The organism is Prescottella equi, from assembly GCF_002094305.1.
GTDB classification, from domain to species: domain Bacteria; phylum Actinomycetota; class Actinomycetes; order Mycobacteriales; family Mycobacteriaceae; genus Prescottella; species Prescottella equi.
Genome location: NZ_LWTX01000010.1, coordinates 21,800 through 36,957, shown reverse-complemented (window position 1 = coordinate 36,957; position 15,158 = coordinate 21,800). Strand labels below are relative to the sequence as shown.

The 15,158-nt window shown below is 70.1% G+C and carries 12 protein-coding genes and 1 pseudogene; 4 read left to right on the top strand and 9 right to left on the bottom strand.

Translation table 11 applies throughout. The features are described from left to right. Nucleotides 1-79 precede the first annotated feature (79 nt). On the top strand, nucleotides 80-937 hold the full coding sequence (locus A6I89_RS20605) for a 3-hydroxyacyl-CoA dehydrogenase (RefSeq protein ID WP_013415382.1): 858 nt from the start codon (nucleotides 80-82) through the stop codon (nucleotides 935-937). A gap of 193 nt (nucleotides 938-1,130) precedes the next feature. Here the strand turns inward: A6I89_RS20605 and A6I89_RS20600 are convergent, their stop codons facing one another. The 5 genes from A6I89_RS20600 to fdxA form a co-directional block, all read right to left on the bottom strand. Beyond that, nucleotides 1,131-2,534 carry an acyl-CoA synthetase gene (locus A6I89_RS20600; RefSeq protein ID WP_022594840.1) on the bottom strand — a complete coding sequence of 468 codons (1,404 nt, stop codon included), beginning with the start codon at nucleotides 2,532-2,534 and terminating at the stop codon, nucleotides 1,131-1,133. Nucleotides 2,535-2,559: 25 nt separating this feature from the next. Then, complete coding sequence (locus A6I89_RS20595) at nucleotides 2,560-3,528, bottom strand: proline dehydrogenase family protein (protein ID WP_022594838.1); 969 nt, start codon at nucleotides 3,526-3,528, stop codon at nucleotides 2,560-2,562. Then, a complete protein-coding gene (gene pruA, locus A6I89_RS20590; protein ID WP_022594836.1) occupies nucleotides 3,525-5,174 on the bottom strand; it encodes an L-glutamate gamma-semialdehyde dehydrogenase in 1,650 nt (549 codons plus the stop codon). Before pruA ends, A6I89_RS20595 begins: the two co-directional genes overlap by 4 nt. A 202-nt stretch (nucleotides 5,175-5,376) precedes the next feature. Beyond that, a complete protein-coding gene (gene dapC, locus A6I89_RS20585) occupies nucleotides 5,377-6,477 on the bottom strand; it encodes a succinyldiaminopimelate transaminase (RefSeq protein WP_044990706.1) in 1,101 nt (366 codons plus the stop codon). 15 nt (nucleotides 6,478-6,492) lie between these two features. Then, nucleotides 6,493-6,816 carry a ferredoxin gene (gene fdxA / locus A6I89_RS20580; protein ID WP_005514494.1) on the bottom strand — a complete coding sequence of 108 codons (324 nt, stop codon included), beginning with the start codon at nucleotides 6,814-6,816 and terminating at the stop codon, nucleotides 6,493-6,495. Between the two features lie 221 nt (nucleotides 6,817-7,037). Between fdxA and A6I89_RS20575 the strand changes: the two are divergent. After that, nucleotides 7,038-8,831 (top strand): annotated as a pseudogene (locus tag A6I89_RS20575) (thiamine pyrophosphate-requiring protein). A gap of 44 nt (nucleotides 8,832-8,875) precedes the next feature. Here A6I89_RS20575 and A6I89_RS20570 read toward each other — a convergent pair. The 3 genes from A6I89_RS20570 to A6I89_RS20560 form a co-directional block, all read right to left on the bottom strand. Next, the gene (locus A6I89_RS20570) at nucleotides 8,876-9,682 is read right to left on the bottom strand and encodes an MBL fold metallo-hydrolase (protein ID WP_022594830.1); all 807 of its coding nucleotides are present in this window, start codon (nucleotides 9,680-9,682) and stop codon (nucleotides 8,876-8,878) included. A gap of 63 nt (nucleotides 9,683-9,745) precedes the next feature. Then, entirely contained in the window at nucleotides 9,746-12,352 is a 2,607-nt protein-coding gene (locus tag A6I89_RS20565) for a bifunctional FO biosynthesis protein CofGH (RefSeq protein WP_044990704.1), read from the bottom strand. A gap of 40 nt (nucleotides 12,353-12,392) precedes the next feature. Next, a complete protein-coding gene (locus A6I89_RS20560; RefSeq protein WP_037085488.1) occupies nucleotides 12,393-12,596 on the bottom strand; it encodes a hypothetical protein in 204 nt (67 codons plus the stop codon). Between the two features lie 137 nt (nucleotides 12,597-12,733). Between A6I89_RS20560 and A6I89_RS20555 the strand changes: the two genes are divergently transcribed. Both A6I89_RS20555 and A6I89_RS20550 read left to right on the top strand, forming a co-directional pair. After that, entirely contained in the window at nucleotides 12,734-13,213 is a 480-nt protein-coding gene (locus tag A6I89_RS20555) for a PH domain-containing protein (RefSeq protein ID WP_044990702.1), read from the top strand. Further along, nucleotides 13,210-14,742, top strand: coding sequence for a PH domain-containing protein (locus tag A6I89_RS20550; protein ID WP_022594824.1), 1,533 nt, complete (start codon nucleotides 13,210-13,212; stop codon nucleotides 14,740-14,742). The genes A6I89_RS20555 and A6I89_RS20550 overlap by 4 nt, the downstream gene beginning before the upstream one ends. Here the strand turns inward: A6I89_RS20550 and A6I89_RS20545 are convergent. Further along, nucleotides 14,733-15,143 carry a hypothetical protein gene (locus A6I89_RS20545; RefSeq protein WP_005514502.1) on the bottom strand — a complete coding sequence of 137 codons (411 nt, stop codon included), beginning with the start codon at nucleotides 15,141-15,143 and terminating at the stop codon, nucleotides 14,733-14,735. The genes A6I89_RS20550 and A6I89_RS20545 overlap by 10 nt on opposite strands. Between the last annotated feature and the right edge of the window lie 15 nt (nucleotides 15,144-15,158).

Below are 15,158 nucleotides of genomic sequence, written 5' to 3'. Positions count from 1 at the left end.
CCCGCCCCCGGTCGGCGGGGATAGGGTCGAAGGGAACCGGCCGGCGCCCGATTCGGCCGCACGAGAGCCTGGAGGTTTCATGACGGACATTCGAAAGGTCACCGTACTGGGCGCGGGAGTTCTGGGTTCCCAGATCGCCTTCCAGACGGCTTTCAAGGGATTCGACGTCACCTCGTACGACATCGACGACAAGGCGCTCGACGCCGCGCGCGGTCGCTTCGCCGGCCTGGTCGACACCTATCGGCAGGAGGTTCCCGGCGCCGACGACGGCAGCGCCGACGCCACCCTGGACCGGCTGACGCTGACGTCCGATCTGGACGCGGCCGTGGCCGACGCCGATCTGGTCATCGAGGCGATCCCGGAGATCCTGTCCCTCAAGCAGGACACGTACCGCAGGATCGGTGCCGCCGCGCCGGAGCGGACCATCTTCGCGACGAACTCGTCGACGCTGTTGCCGAGCGACCTCGCCGAGGCCACCGGCCGTCCCGACCGCTTCCTCGCGCTGCACTTCGCGAACCGGGTGTGGCGGTTCAACACCGCGGAAGTGATGGGCACGGAGCGGACCGATCCCGAGGTGTTCCGCACCGTCGTCGAGTTCGCCACCGAGATCGGCATGGTCCCGATCGAACTGCACAAGGAGAAGTCGGGCTACGTCCTGAACTCGCTGCTGGTGCCGTTCCTCAACTCGGCCGCCGCCCTCGCCGCCGGCGGCTACGCGCAACCGGAGGACGTCGACAAGACCTGGAAGATCGCGACCGGCGCGCCCCTCGGTCCGTTCCAGATATTCGACATCATCGGCCTCACGACGCCGTACAACATCATGTCGCACGGTGACGAGGACGCGCAGAAGCTGGCGGTGTGGCTCAAGGAGAACTACATCGACAAGGGCAAGCTCGGCGTCGCGTCGGGTGAGGGCTTCTACAAATACGACGCCTGACCGCCGGATCGCCGGCAAGCGGGGCGAGGGGCAGGCGCCGATGCGTGGCGGCACCTGTCCCCCGGTCTCTCGTCAGGCCGGGACCGGCCCCGTGCCGACTCGACCTCGCCCCGATTCCGGAACCGGCGGCTTCGCCACCCGTGCGCCTTTCCGGTGCCCCCAGCTACCAAAAAGGCGCACGGGCGCGCAGCGCCTAGAGCAGCTTCTTCTGCACCTTGCCCATCGCATTGCGCGGCAGCGACTCGACCAGGCGGACCTCGCGCGGGCGCTTGTGCACCGAGAGCTGCGATGCGACGTGGTCGATCAGCGCCTGCTCGTCGAGTCCGTCGCCGACGACGAACGCGACGATGCGCTGGCCCAGGTCGGCGTCGGGCAGTCCGACGACGGCGGCCTCCTTGACGCCCGGGTGCCCGAGCAGCGCAGTCTCCACCTCCCCGGCACCGATGCGGTAGCCGCCGGACTTGATGAGGTCGGTGGACTCACGGCCGACGATGCGGTGGAAGCCGCCGGCGTCGATGACCGCGACGTCGCCGGTCTTGAACCAGCCGTCCTCCGTCCACGACTCGGCGGTGGCGTCGGGCCGGTTCAGGTAGCCGTCGAACAGCGTCGCCCCGCGGACCTGCAGGCCGCCGATGCTCTCGCCGTCGTGCGGCACCGGGTCCCCGTGCTCGTCGCGCAGCCGGGTCTCGACGCCGCGTACCGGCACGCCCACCCAGCCGGGTCGGCGTTCGCCGTCGACGCGGGTGCTGATCGTCAGCATGGTCTCGCTCATGCCGTAGCGCTCGATCGGGGTGAGCCCGGTGAGCGCGCGCAACCGCTCGAACACCGGGACCGGCAGCGGCGCACTGCCCGACACCAGCAGCCGCGCACCGCTCAGGGCACGGGCCGACGCCTCGTCCTCCACGATTCGGGACCACACGGTGGGCACCCCGAAGAACAGCGATCCACCGGCCCGCGCGGCGTCCGCATACGCCTGCGGCGTCGGTTTGACGGTGTGGACCAGCCGGCTGCCCACCCGCAGCGGGCCGAGGACACCGAGGATCAGCCCGTGCACGTGGAACAGCGGAAGGCCGTGCACCAGAACGTCCTTGGACGTCCAGTCCCACGCCTCGGCGAGCGCGTCGATCCCGGCGGCGATCGCGCGACGGCTCAGCAGCACGCCCTTCGGCGGACCCGTCGTGCCCGACGTGTACAGCACGAACGCGGTGGACGACGGGTGCGGTTCGGGATGGCTGTGCCAGTCGCGGGCGTGCACGCGCACCGGCACCACCGGCAGCGCGGATCCCTCCGGAGCCCGGCCCAGCCACCCCTGCGCCCCGGAGTCGGAAAGGATGTGTTCGAGCTCGGCCGGACCCGAATCCGGCGGAACCGGAACCACCGTGACCCCCGCGAGCAGGCAGCCGACGACGGCGATCACCGTCGCGGGCGTGGGCTCGGCCAGCACCGCCACCACCCGGGCGCCGGCGATGCGCTTGGCCAACGCGCCGGCCGCCCCGAGGATGTCGGTGCGCGAGAGTACGGTGTCGCCGATTCGGACGGCGTCGGGCATGTCGTCGCCGCGCGCGACGGCGAGGGGATTGAGCGAACTGAGCAGCACGACGCTCACTGTCTCACATCGCGCGTCAGCCCCGAGAGAGCGTCGAACGCAGGAAGAACCGAAGGTTCGACGGCCGCTCCGCCAACCGCCGCATGAAGTACCCGTACCACTGCGCGCCGTACGGCACGTAGACCCGGACCCGACGCCCCGCGTCCACCAATCGGGCCTGCTCGAGGTCGCGGATCCCGAACAGCATCTGATGTTCGAAATCGTCTGTTCCGCGCCCGGTTTCGGTGACCAGTCCGTCCACCGAGGCGATCATCGCCGGGTCGTGGGTGGCCACCATCGGGTAGCCGTCACCTGCCATGAGGACCCGCAGGCACCGCCGGTACGACGCGTCGACGTCGGCCCGCGACCGGTACGCCACCGACTCCGGTTCGCGGTAAGCGCCCTTGCACAGCCGGATCCGCGATCCGGCGCCGGCAAGGTCGCGGCAGTCGCCCTCGGTCCGCCGCAGATATGCCTGCAGCACCGTCCCGAGCCACGGGAAGTCGGCCCGCAATTCCCGCACGATCGCCAGCGTGGAGTCGGTGCGGGTGTGGTCCTCGGCGTCGACGGTCACCCACACCCCGTGCTCGTGGGCGGCCGCGCAGATGGTCCGCGCGTGGTCGAGCGCGATCTTGTCGCCGTCGCCCGGCAGCCCCTGGCCCAGTGCGGACAGCTTCATCGACACCTCGAGCGTCCGCACTCCGGTCGCCGCGGCCTGGGGCAGGCGCGCGAGCTCGGCGAGCAGTTCGAGATACGCGACGACGGTGTTCCGGGCCTGCTCGACGTCGAGGGTGTCCTCGCCGAGGTGGTCGATGCTCACCGATCGGCCCGCGACCAGCAGCGTCGACGTCGCGGCCATCGCGTCGGCGAGCGACTCCCCCGCCACGAAACGGCGCACGATCGACTTGGTGACCGGCGCCCGGGTGACCGCACTCTTCACGCTCGACGAGCGCGCTGCGGCCAGGATCGCCGGCCGCAGCGGATTCGACAGGACGCCCGGCGTCATCGGCCGTGCCCCGACCCCATGTGCGGGTAGCGATGATCGGTGGGCGGGACGAAGGTCTCCTTGATCGTGCGCGGCGATACCCACCGCAGCAGGTTGAGCGGCGAGCCGGCCTTGTCGTTGGTACCCGACGCCCGCGCCCCGCCGAACGGTTGCTGACCCACTACCGCGCCGGTCGGTTTGTCGTTGACGTAGAAGTTCCCCGCCGCGTACCGCAATGCCGCCGAGGCTCGTTCGATCGCCGCGCGGTCCGTGGCCACCACGGCGCCGGTCAACGCGTACGCCGCTGTCGTGTCCACCGCGGTGAGCACGTCGTCGAACGCCTGCGGGGCGGAGTCGTCGTAGACGTGTATCGACAGAATCGGACCGAAGTACTCTTTCACGAGCGCCTCGTCGCGCGGATCGTCCACCGTGAGGACCGTCGGCCGGACGAAGTACCCCACACTGTCGTCGTACTTGCCGCCCACGGCGATCCGCACTCCGTCGGCGCCGCGCGCCCGCTCGATCGCCGCGACGCTCTTGTCGTAGGCGCGCCGGTCGATCAGCGCACCGCCGAAGTTCTCCAGATCGGTGACGTCGCCGTAGGAGAGGGCGTCGACCTCGGCGAGGAACTGGTCCTGCATCCGCGACCACACCGATCGCGGAATGTAGGCGCGCGACGCCGCCGAGCACTTCTGGCCCTGGTACTCGAACGCCCCGCGGATCAGTGCCGTGGACAGCACCGCCGGATCGGCCGACGGGTGCGCCACCACGAAGTCCTTGCCGCCCGTCTCCCCCACCAGGCGCGGATAGCTGCGATAGTCGGCGATGTTCGCGCCCACCTCGCCCCACAGGTGGCGGAACGTCGTGGTGGAACCGGTGAAGTGGATGCCGGCCAGCCGTGGATCACGCAGCGCCACATCGGAAACGGCGAGACCGTCGCCGGTGAGCAGGTTGATCACGCCCGGTGGCAGGCCGGCGGCCTCGAGCAGGCGCAACGTCCAGTACGCGGCGAGCGTCTGGGTGGGCGACGGCTTCCAGACCACCGTGTTGCCCATCAGCGCGGGAGCGGTCGGCAGGTTCCCGGCGATCGCGGTGAAGTTGAACGGCGTGATGGCGTAGACGAAACCCTCGAGCGGGCGGTACTCGAGCCGATTCCACACCCCGGGCGACGACGTCGGTTGCTCGGCCAGGATGCCACGGGCGAAGTGGACGTTGAACCGCCAGAAGTCGACCAGTTCGCACGGAGCGTCGATCTCGGCCTGCTGGACGGACTTGGACTGCCCCAGCATCGTCGCCGCCGCGATCTTTTCCCGCCACGGCCCGGACAGCAGATCCGCCGCCCGCAACAGCACCGCGGCCCGCTCGTCGAACGGGAGCTCGCGCCACGCCGGCGCCGCCGCGGTCGCCGCCTCGATGGCCGCGGACGCGTCGTCGTACGTCGCATTCGAGTAGGTGCCGAGGACGGCGGAATGCCGATGCGGTTGAACCACTTCCCTCGGTTCACCGCTGCCGTGACGGTGCTCGCCGCCGATCACGTGCGGGATCGCGACCACGGTCGAGGTGTGCTCCGCCAGCGCCCTCGTCAGTCGGTCGCGCTCGGGACTGCCGGGCGCGTAGGAGTGGACCGGCTCGTTGTACGGCGCCGGAACGTCCGTGACGGCATCCATGCTGCCCTCCTCAGCCAGTAGCCAAGTGACTGCAACCAAGCTCAGGCTACGCCCGCCACCGCCTCCCGCGCCCCGCAACAAGTGCGCGAAGCGTCAGATCGAGTGCCCTCTCCCCGCGATAAGTGCGCAAAACGCGAGAACCCGGGCCCCACGCGCGCGATAAGTGCGCAAAACGCGAGAACCCGGGTACCCGAAGATGAGATCAGGACAGGCGCGCTGCGGCCGCCTCGATCCGCTCGTCGGTGGCCGTCAGGGCGATCCGGACGTGCGCGGCGCCGCGCGGTCCGTAGAAGTCGCCCGGCGCGACCAGGATGCCGCGCTCGGCGAACCAGTCGACCGTGGTGCGGCAGTTCTCGCCGCGGGTGGCCCACAGGTACAGGCCTGCTTCCGAGTCGTCGACGGTGAAACCGGCACCGCGCACGGCGGCCAGCAGGACGTCACGGCGGCGGCGGTACCGCTCGCGCTGCTCCTTCTCCTGGTCGTCGTCGGTGAGCGCGGCCGCCATCGCCGCCTGGATCGGCGTCGGCATCATCATGCCCGCGTGCTTGCGCACCTCGAGCAGTTCGGCGACGAGCGCCGGATCGCCCGCGACGAAGCCGGCCCGGTAGCTGGCCAGATTCGACGTCTTCGACAGCGAGTGGATTGCGATCAGCCCGGTGTGGTCGCCGCCGCACACCCTCGGGTCGAGGATCGAGACGGCTTCACCCTCCCAGGTCAGGCCCAGGTAGCACTCGTCGGACGCGACGATGGCGCCGCGCTCACGCGCGAAGTCGACCACCTTCCGCAAATGCTCCACGCCGAGGACCTTGCCGGTGGGATTCGACGGCGAGTTCACGAAGATCAACGCCGGCTTCTCCGGCCCCAACTGCGCGGTCCCATCGGCGCGCAGCACCCGGGCACCGGCGAGCAACGCACCCACCTCGTACGTGGGATACGCAACCTCGGGGATCACGACCAGGTCGTCGGCGCCGAGACCGAGGAGGCTCGGCAGCCACGCGATGACCTCCTTGGTGCCGATCACCGGCAGGATCGCCGCGGGATCGACGCCCGTCATGCCGTAGCGGCGGGCCAGGGACGCCGACGTCGCCTCGCGCAGCGCGTCGGTCCCGTGCGTCGTCGGATAGCCGGGCTCAGCCGACGCCGACGCCAAGGCGTCCCGGATGCCCGGGGCAACCGGATCGACCGGAGTTCCCACCGACAGGTTGACGATCCCGTCGGGATGGGACTGGGCCTTCTCCTTCGCGGACGCGAGGGAGTCCCACGGAAAATCGGGCAGGGACTGGGCCACGGGAATGCGAGGCAACGCCGGAACCCCTACCTACTCTTCGCCCATGGGGGGCAGCGCCTTGATGAACGGCGGGTCGAAGTCGACCTTGCCGAGCTTCGCCGCACCGCCCGGCGAACCCAGATCGTCGAAGAAGTCGACGTTGGCGGCGACGTAGCCGTTCCACTGATCCGGAACGTCGTCCTCGTAGAAGATGGCCTCGACGGGGCAGACCGGCTCACACGCACCGCAGTCCACGCACTCGTCCGGATGGATGTAGAGCATGCGACCACCCTCGTAGATGCAGTCGACCGGGCACTCCTCGATACATGCCTTGTCCATCACATCGACGCACGGTTCGGCAATCGTGTAGGTCACTGCTGCTCTCCCTGCCTTTCTGACACGGGCGCTCGGGCGCCTCGGTGAGCCGGATGCCGGGCTCGCGCCCGACGACCTTCCGGAAGGTCCAGTATGAAGCGCGCGCGCCGACGCAGTCAGGTAAGGGTGACCTACGAAGCCCGGCGGCTCCGCTGCGAACCCGCCGCTCGTTTGCCTCCCCCGCGGCGCGGGTAGCCGGATGCACCTGCAGAGGAGGCGCCATGGCCGACCGGAACGTCGCGGACTATCTGCTCGAGCGCCTACGGGCGTGAACCGTCGAGCACGTGTTCGCGTACGCGGGCGACGGCATCAACGGGATCCTCGCCGCATGGGGTCGAGCCGACAACCACCCCAGGTTCGTGCAGGCCAGGCACGAGGAGATGTGCGCCTTCGAGGCCGTCGGATACGCGAAGTTCTCCGGCCGGGTCGGGGTGTGCATGGCGACGTCCGGCCCGGGCGCGATCCACCTGCTCAACGGCCTCTACGACGCCAAGCTGGATCACGTTCCCGTGGTAGCGATCGTCGGGCAGACCAACCGGAGCGCGATGGGCGGCTCCTATCAGCAGGAGGTGGACCTGGCGAGCCTGTACAAGGACGTGGCCGCCGACTACGTGCAGACCGTGAACGTGCCCGAGCAGCTGCCCAACGTCCTCGACCGCGCGATCCGCACCGCGCTCTCGCAGCGTGCGCCGACGGCCCTCATCATACCCGCCGACGTGCAAGAGTTGCCGTACTCGCCACCTACCCACGCCTTCAAGATGGTGCCGTCCAGCCTCGGTTTCGACCTTCCGCAGATCGCCCCGGACGACGACGCCGTCCGGCGGGCCGCCGACATCCTCAACGCCGGCTCCAAGGTCGCGATGCTGGTCGGCACCGGGGCCCGGGGGGCGGACGCCGAACTCGCCGAGGTGGCCGACCTGCTCGGTGCGGGCGCCGCGAAGGCCCTGCTGGGCAAGGACGTGCTGTCCGACGAGCTGCCCTGGGTCACCGGATCCATCGGCCTGCTCGGCACCCGGCCGAGCTACGAGATGATGACCGGCTGCGACACGCTGCTCACCGTGGGGTCGAGCTTCCCGTACAGCCAGTTCATGCCCGATTACGGACAGGCGCGCGGGGTACAGATCGACATCGACGCCCGGTTCGTCGGCATGCGGTACCCGTACGAGGTCAACCTGGTGGCGGACGCCCGGGCCGCGCTGCGAGCACTGATCCCGCAGCTCGAGCGCAAACAGGACCGGTCGTGGCGCGAGGGCATCGAGGCCGACGTCGCCCGCTGGTGGGAGACGATGGACAGGCAGGCCCGGGTAACGGCCGACCCGGTCAATCCGCTGCGATTGTTCTCCGAGCTCTCCCCGATCCTGCCCGACGACGCGATCGTCACCGCCGATTCCGGATCGGCCGCCAACTGGTATGCGCGCCAACTCCGTTTCCGCGGCGACATTCGGGGTTCGCTGTCGGGGACGCTGGCGACGATGGGTCCCGGCGTCCCGTACGGCATCGGCGCGAAGTTCGCCCACCCCGGCCGGCCGGCGATCGCGTTCGTCGGCGACGGCGCCATGCAGATGAACGGTATGGCCGAGCTGATCACGGTCAAGCGGTACTGGCAGGAGTGGTCGGACCCGCGCCTGATCGTCGCCGTCCTGCACAACAACGACCTCAACCAGGTGACGTGGGAGATGCGGGCCATGAGCGGCGCACCGAAGTTCACCGAGTCGCAGAGCCTCCCGGACGTCGACTACGCCGCCTTCGCCGCGAGCCTGGGACTGCAAGGCATCACCGTCGACGACCCCGACGCCCTCGCCGGCGCGTGGGACCGCGCCCTGTCCGCGGACCGGCCCACCGTCCTCGACGTCCACACCGATCCTGACATGCCGCCGATCCCGCCCCACGCGACGTGGGAGCAGTTCAAGGGCGCGACCGCCGCCGTCCTGGGCGGCGACGAGAATGCGTGGGGCTTCGTGAAGACGGGCATCAAGACGAAGGCCCAGGAGTTCCTGCCACACCGCAAGGACTGAACCGTTCCTGCGGCGGGAGGCGCCGACGTCGAGAGGCACCGACGCTACAGCGTCACCGTCTCCCCGCGATCGACGTACACGATGCGGTCACCGAGGCCGCGCCGCGTCACCTCGTCGCGAAAGTCCGAGAGCGGCGAGGCGAAGACCGTGTAGTCGTCGAAGTGCACGGGCACCACCTTCGGTAGGGAGAGCAACTCCACCAGGTCGGCGCCCTGGCGGCCGTCCATCGTCACGGTCAGCCCGAACGGCAGCCGGTCACCGGCCGGCAGCCGGGTCCCACCGAGATGCACGACGCCGACATCCAGATCCGGGTGCCGGCGCGGAATCTCCTGCAGCGCATCGACGATCAGCGTGTCACCCGAGATGTACAGCCGGCGCTCCACCGGGCCGCCGAGCGGACCGAACTCGAGGATACTGCCCATCACCGGCGGCAGTAGGCGGCGCGCCACCACCGGCGCGTGCTCCCCCGGCGCCGCCGTCACCACCACCTGGGCGCCACCCGTCGTGAGCGTGTGCCGCTGCCAGGTCTGCAACCCCGTCGCCCGCGAGAATCCTCTGCGGTGCAGTCTCTTCGCGGCGTGCGGCGTCGTCAGCACCGGCAGATCCCGGTCGAGGTGCCGCTGCGCGACCCGGTCCCAGTGGTCACCGTGCAGGTGGGAGAGCACGATCGCGGCGAGCGGCGGCAGGTCCCGCACGTCGATCGCCGGATCGTGGCGGCGCGCCGAGACGAGCCCGTACCCGAGATACGCGTGCTGTCCGCGGTGCAGGAAGTTCGGATCGGTCAGCACCGTCAGATCGCCGTATCGCAGCAGCACCGTCGCGTTGCCGACGAACGTCAGTGTCAGGTCCACCTGGGGCTCCCTTCGGCCTCTCGACCACGGGTGCCCCGGCGCGAACCTTCCGAAACAGCGAACTCACCGCACCGGAATGGGTGCACCCTCCCGGCGGCTGTAGTTCGTCAGTCGTTCGTGCGCCGGACGACCGATGCCCTCGGCGATGGCCCGCAGCTCCTCGACCGTCTTCTCCGAACCGTGCTGCGATCCGGCCATCCGCGAGATGGTCTCCTCCATCAACGTTCCGCCGAGGTCGTTGGCACCGCCCTGGAGCATGGCCTGCGTGCCCGCGACGCCGAGCTTGACCCAGCTGGTCTGGATATTGGCGATCCGGCCGTGCAGCATGATCCGCGCCAGCGCGTGGGCCGCCCGGTTGTCGCGCTGCGTCGGCCCCGGGCGGGACGCGCCGGCCAGGTACAGCGGTGCGCTCTGGTGCACGAACGGCAGCAACACGAATTCGGTGAATCCGCCCGTGCGGTCCTGGATTCCGCGGATGACGTTCAGATGCCCGACCCAGTGCCGGGGACTGTCCACGTGGCCGTACATCATCGTCGAACTCGACCGCAGTCCCACCTCGTGCGCGGTGGTGACGACGTCGATCCACGCCGACGCGGGCAGCTTGCCCTTGGTGAGGACCCAGCGGACCTCGTCGTCGAGGATTTCCGCGGCGGTGCCCGGGATGGTGTCGAGGCCGGCCGCACGCAGCTCGGTGAGCCAGTCGCGGACGCTCTGACCGCCGCGGGAGGCGCCGTTGACGATCTCCATCGGGCTGAACGCGTGCACGTGCATCGACGGCACCCGGCGCTTGACCGCCCGCACCAGGTCCGCGTACCCGGTGACCGGCAGCTCGGGGTCGATGCCGCCCTGCATGCAGACCTCGGTCGCGCCCGCGACGTGCGCCTCCCACGCCCGGTCCGCGACTTCCTCGGCCGACAGCGTGAACGCGTCCGCGTCCCCCTTGCGCTGCGCGAACGCGCAGAACCGGCAGCCGGTGTAGCAGATGTTGGTGAAGTTGATGTTCCGGTTGACGACGTAGGTGACGTCGTCGCCGACGGCGTCCTTGCGCAGCGCGTCGGCGAGCGCGACGACGGCCTCGAGGCCGTCCCCGTCGGCCGTCGCAAGTGCGAGGTACTCGTCGTCGGACAGCGTCGCCGGATCGCGTTCGGCGCTGCGCAACGCGGACAGCACGTCGGTGTCCACGCGGGCCGGCGCGGCGCGACCCAGTTCGAGAACCTGCTCGCGCACGGTCTCCCAGTCGCCGAACGCGCTACCGAGGTCGGATCGGGTCTCGGTGTTGCGGCCGTCGGTGTCGATCTCGGTGTTGAGGTCTACGCGGCCGGACGACACCCACTCCTCGTCCGGTTCCTGCCACGGCAAACCCGCCGGCTTCACGTCGGCCCGGGCGAGGCCGGTCATCGGGTCGGCCACAGCGCGCACGTGCGCCCCGATCCGTGGATCGATCCACGGATGCCCGGCCAGCACGTACTGCGGCTGCGCCGCGGTCCGCTCGACCAGCGTGTACCCGGCCTGCGCGGTGATCGCGGCGAGCGAGTCCAGATTCGGCCACGGCCGTTCGGGATTCACGTGATCGGGGGTGAGCGGCGACACCCCGCCCCAGTCGTCGACACCCGCGCCGATCAACGCCAGGCATTCCGCCTCGGATACCAGGTTCGGGGGCGACTGGATCCGCATCCCCGGCCCCAACAGCAGGCGCGCGACCGCGATGGTGGCCAGGAACTCCTCGAGGTTCGCGTCGGGGGCGTCCCGCATAGCGGTGTCCGGCTTGGCCAGGAAGTTCTGCACGATCACTTCCTGCACGTGCCCGAAGGCCTTGTGCAGCTTGCGGATCGCCATGATCGACTCGGCGCGCTCGGCGAGCGTCTCGCCGATACCGACGAGGATGCCGGTCGTGAACGGCACCGACAGTCGTCCCGCGTCGGTGAGCGTGCGCAGCCGCACCTCGGGATCCTTGTCGGGGCTGCCGTAATGGCACTCGCCCTTGTCCGTGAACAGGCGGGTCGACGTCGTCTCGAGCATCATGCCCATCGACGGCGCCACCGGCTTGAGCCGCGAGATCTCCTCCCAGCTCATGACGCCCGGGTTGAGGTGCGGCAGCAGTCCGGTCTCCTCCAGAACCCGGATCGACATGGCCCGCACGTAGTCGAGAGTGGAGTCGTAGCCACGCTCGTCGAGCCACTGCTTCGCCTCCGGCCAGCGATCCTCCGGCCGGTCACCGAGGGTGAACAGTGCCTCCTTGCAACCCAATTCGGCGCCCTGGCGGGCGATCTCGAGAATCTCGTCGGGCTCCAGGTACATGCCGTGCCCGGCCGCCCGCAGCTTGCCGGGGACCGTCACGAACGTGCAGTAGTGGCACTTGTCGCGGCACAGGCGCGTGATCGGGACGAACACCTTGCGCGAGTACGACACCGTATTCGGCCGTCCCGCAGCGAGCAGGCCCGCGTCGCGCACCTTCGCGGCGGACGCGCACAGATCCTCGAGGTCGGCGCCACGCGCGTGCAGCAGCGTGGTGGCCTCGTCGACGTTGAGCGTCGCGCCGTCCCGGGCCCGGCGCAGGACTCGCCGCATCGCACTCGCGGACGGGCCCTCGGTGGGAACCGACGGGATCGGCAGAATCGTGGACCGGTCGGTGTCATCGCTCGAGTGACTCACCCGACGATCATGCGCCACCGACCGGTCTCGCTGCCACCGTGGGTCTCACACCACCCGTCTAACCGCGGGGATAGTCCTCGTCCAACGGAACGCTCCGCCGCTGCTCCGCGGCGTCCGCCGGATTCACTTCGAGGGGTGTCGGCGGCGGCGTCGACTCCTCGTGTTCGTCGTCCGACTCGGCCGGAGTCAACTGTTCGACGAGATCGGCCTCTGGAACGTCCACGGCCCCCGCGTCGTTGTTCTCTGCGTCGGTCCTAACCATCACGACCACCTCCCGTCTCGACAGGCACCGCACGCCCTGTGCGGCCACCTCCACCATAGGACGCATCGTCCCGACTCGGGCAGGATGAGGTCGTGAGCGTTCCGTCCGACCCGACCCGTTCCCCGCGTACGGTGACCATGGCCGACCCGGCATGGCGACCGAGCACGAAGGCCCCCGCGCTGTGGGCCACCACCGCAACCCTCGTCTGGCTCCCGGTGTTCGCGGCGCAGGTCGTGTGGGCGGTGCTCGACGGACGCTGGACGACGTGGCCGCACGTGACGGTGTTCGCGGTGACGCTCGCAGTCGCGGTCGCGGACATCGCGGTCGTGCCGCGGTGGCGGTACCGGGTACACCGCTGGGAGATCAGCGACGACGCGGTCTACACCCGCACCGGCTGGTTCGATCAGGAACGGCGCATCGCACCGATCACCCGCATCCAGACCGTCGACACCGAACGGGGACCACTCGACCGTCTGTTCGGTCTCGCGACCGTCACCGTCACCACGGCGTCGTCCGCCGGGGCGGTCAAGATCACCGCTCTGGACCTCGACGTCGCCGACCGCACAGTCGAGCAACTGACCGCGATCACCGCCCGCAATGCCGGGGACGCGACGTGAGCGTGCCGGCCGAGAGGACCGGCGAGGCCGCCCTCGCCGCCGAGGACGAGCAACCGTGGCTGCGCCTCGACAAGCGGATGCTGCTCGTCCACCCCGTCAACGAGGTCGTGAAACTGCTCCCGGTGATCGCGGTCTCGTGGATCGTCGGCAGCAGCAGCGGCAATCACTACTGGGGCCTGATCGTGGTCGCCGCGCTCGTCGCGTACGGCGTCCTGCGCTGGGTCACCACCACCTACCGGATCGGCCCGGTACACGTGCAGTTGCGTCGCGGCGTCTTCCAGAAGAAGGTGCTGTCGGTCCCCCGCAACCGGATCCGGTCCGTCGACGTCGAGGCCCGGGTGTTGCATCGACTGCTCGGGCTGGCCGTGCTGCGGATCGGCACCGGACGCCACAGCGGACGCGACGAGGAGAAGTTCGAACTCGACGCACTCGACGTCTCACTCGTTCCGGATCTGCGAACCGCGTTGCTGTCGGGTCACGGGCCGCACCCCGGCCGACCCGACGCGGACAGCGCCCCCGACCGGGAGGGTGCCGAGATCGGCCACTGGACCCCGGCCTGGGTGCGGTACGCCCCGTTCTCCGTCACCGGACTTGTCGCGATCGGCGCGCTGGTGGGCATCGTCTTCCAGTACGGCCTGGTGGACAGCATCGCGCGGTCGCCCGCATTCGAGGAGGGCGTCGACTCCGCGCAGCAGGCCGGCGCACTCGTCCTCGCGGTCCTCGGCTTCCTCGCCTTCGTCGGGCTGTTCCTCGCCGCGAGCGTTCTCGCGTGCGTCCGCTACCTCGTCGTCTACGGCCGCATGACCGTCACCGACACCGGCCGCACACTGCACGTGAGCCACGGTCTCCTGCGGACCCGGCAGACCACCCTCGACCGGCAGCGCCTGCGCGGCACGACGCTCAAGGAGCCGCTGCTGCTGCGGCTGGCGGGCGGCGCCTCGCTCGACGCGATCATGACCGGTGTTTCCGCCGAGCACCGCGAGTCGTCGCTGCTGCTGCCGCAGAGTCCGCGCGCCGAGGCCATGCGTGTGATGGCGACCGTGCTCGGCGACGATCGCCAGGCCGAGACACCGTTGGCATTGCACGGCCCGGCCGCACGGCGACGGCGCTACACCCGTGCGCTGTGGCCCGCTGTCGTGGCCGCCCTCGCCGCGGCGGGCGTCGCGGTCGCCGGACGCGACGTTCCGTGGCCCGTGTGGGCAGGCGTCGTGGTCCTCGCCGTCGCCGGTGCCGGCCTCGCCCGGGACCGCTACCGCGGGCTCGGTCATGCCGTCCTGCCCGGCTGGCTGGTCACCCGCAGCGGCTCTCTCGACCGCCGACGCAACAGCCTGGCAGCAGACGGCATCATCGGCTGGACGGTGCGGCAGACGTTCTTCCAGCGGCGCGCCGGAGTCGCCACCGTGATCGCCGCGACCCCGGCCGGCACCGGCCGCTACGTCGTGCACGACCTCCCGGCCGAGCATGCCTGGGCGCTCGTGGACGCCGTGACGCCCGGCGCGGGCGGCATCTGGCTACGCGTTCAGCGCTGAGCCGCCGCCACGAGCGACGAGAGCCGGACCTGGAACAGGTACAGGCCCGCCGGAAGCAGTGCCGCGACGAACAGCAGCAGGGTGCGCCAGTCCTCGAACACCAGCACGTCGCCGCCCGGACCGCCGATCGCGCACAGACCGAAGCCGAAGAGCCACCCGAACAGCGGCAGCGCGGCCACGAGAGCACGATCGGTGAACTTGCGGGCGCCCAGTACCAGCAACAGGTTGACCACTGCGGAAATCAACACCGTGATCGGGAACGGCGTCGTCCCGATGTACGTCGGCAGGAACAGCACCGACAGCACCGCGCAGAGGAAGCCGTCGAATGTGAGCAGGGCGAGTGTCGTGCGCGCCTCGGCGGGCGACGCGGGCGGGTCGACGGCGATGCTCGGGTCGGTCATGACTTCAAGGGTCCG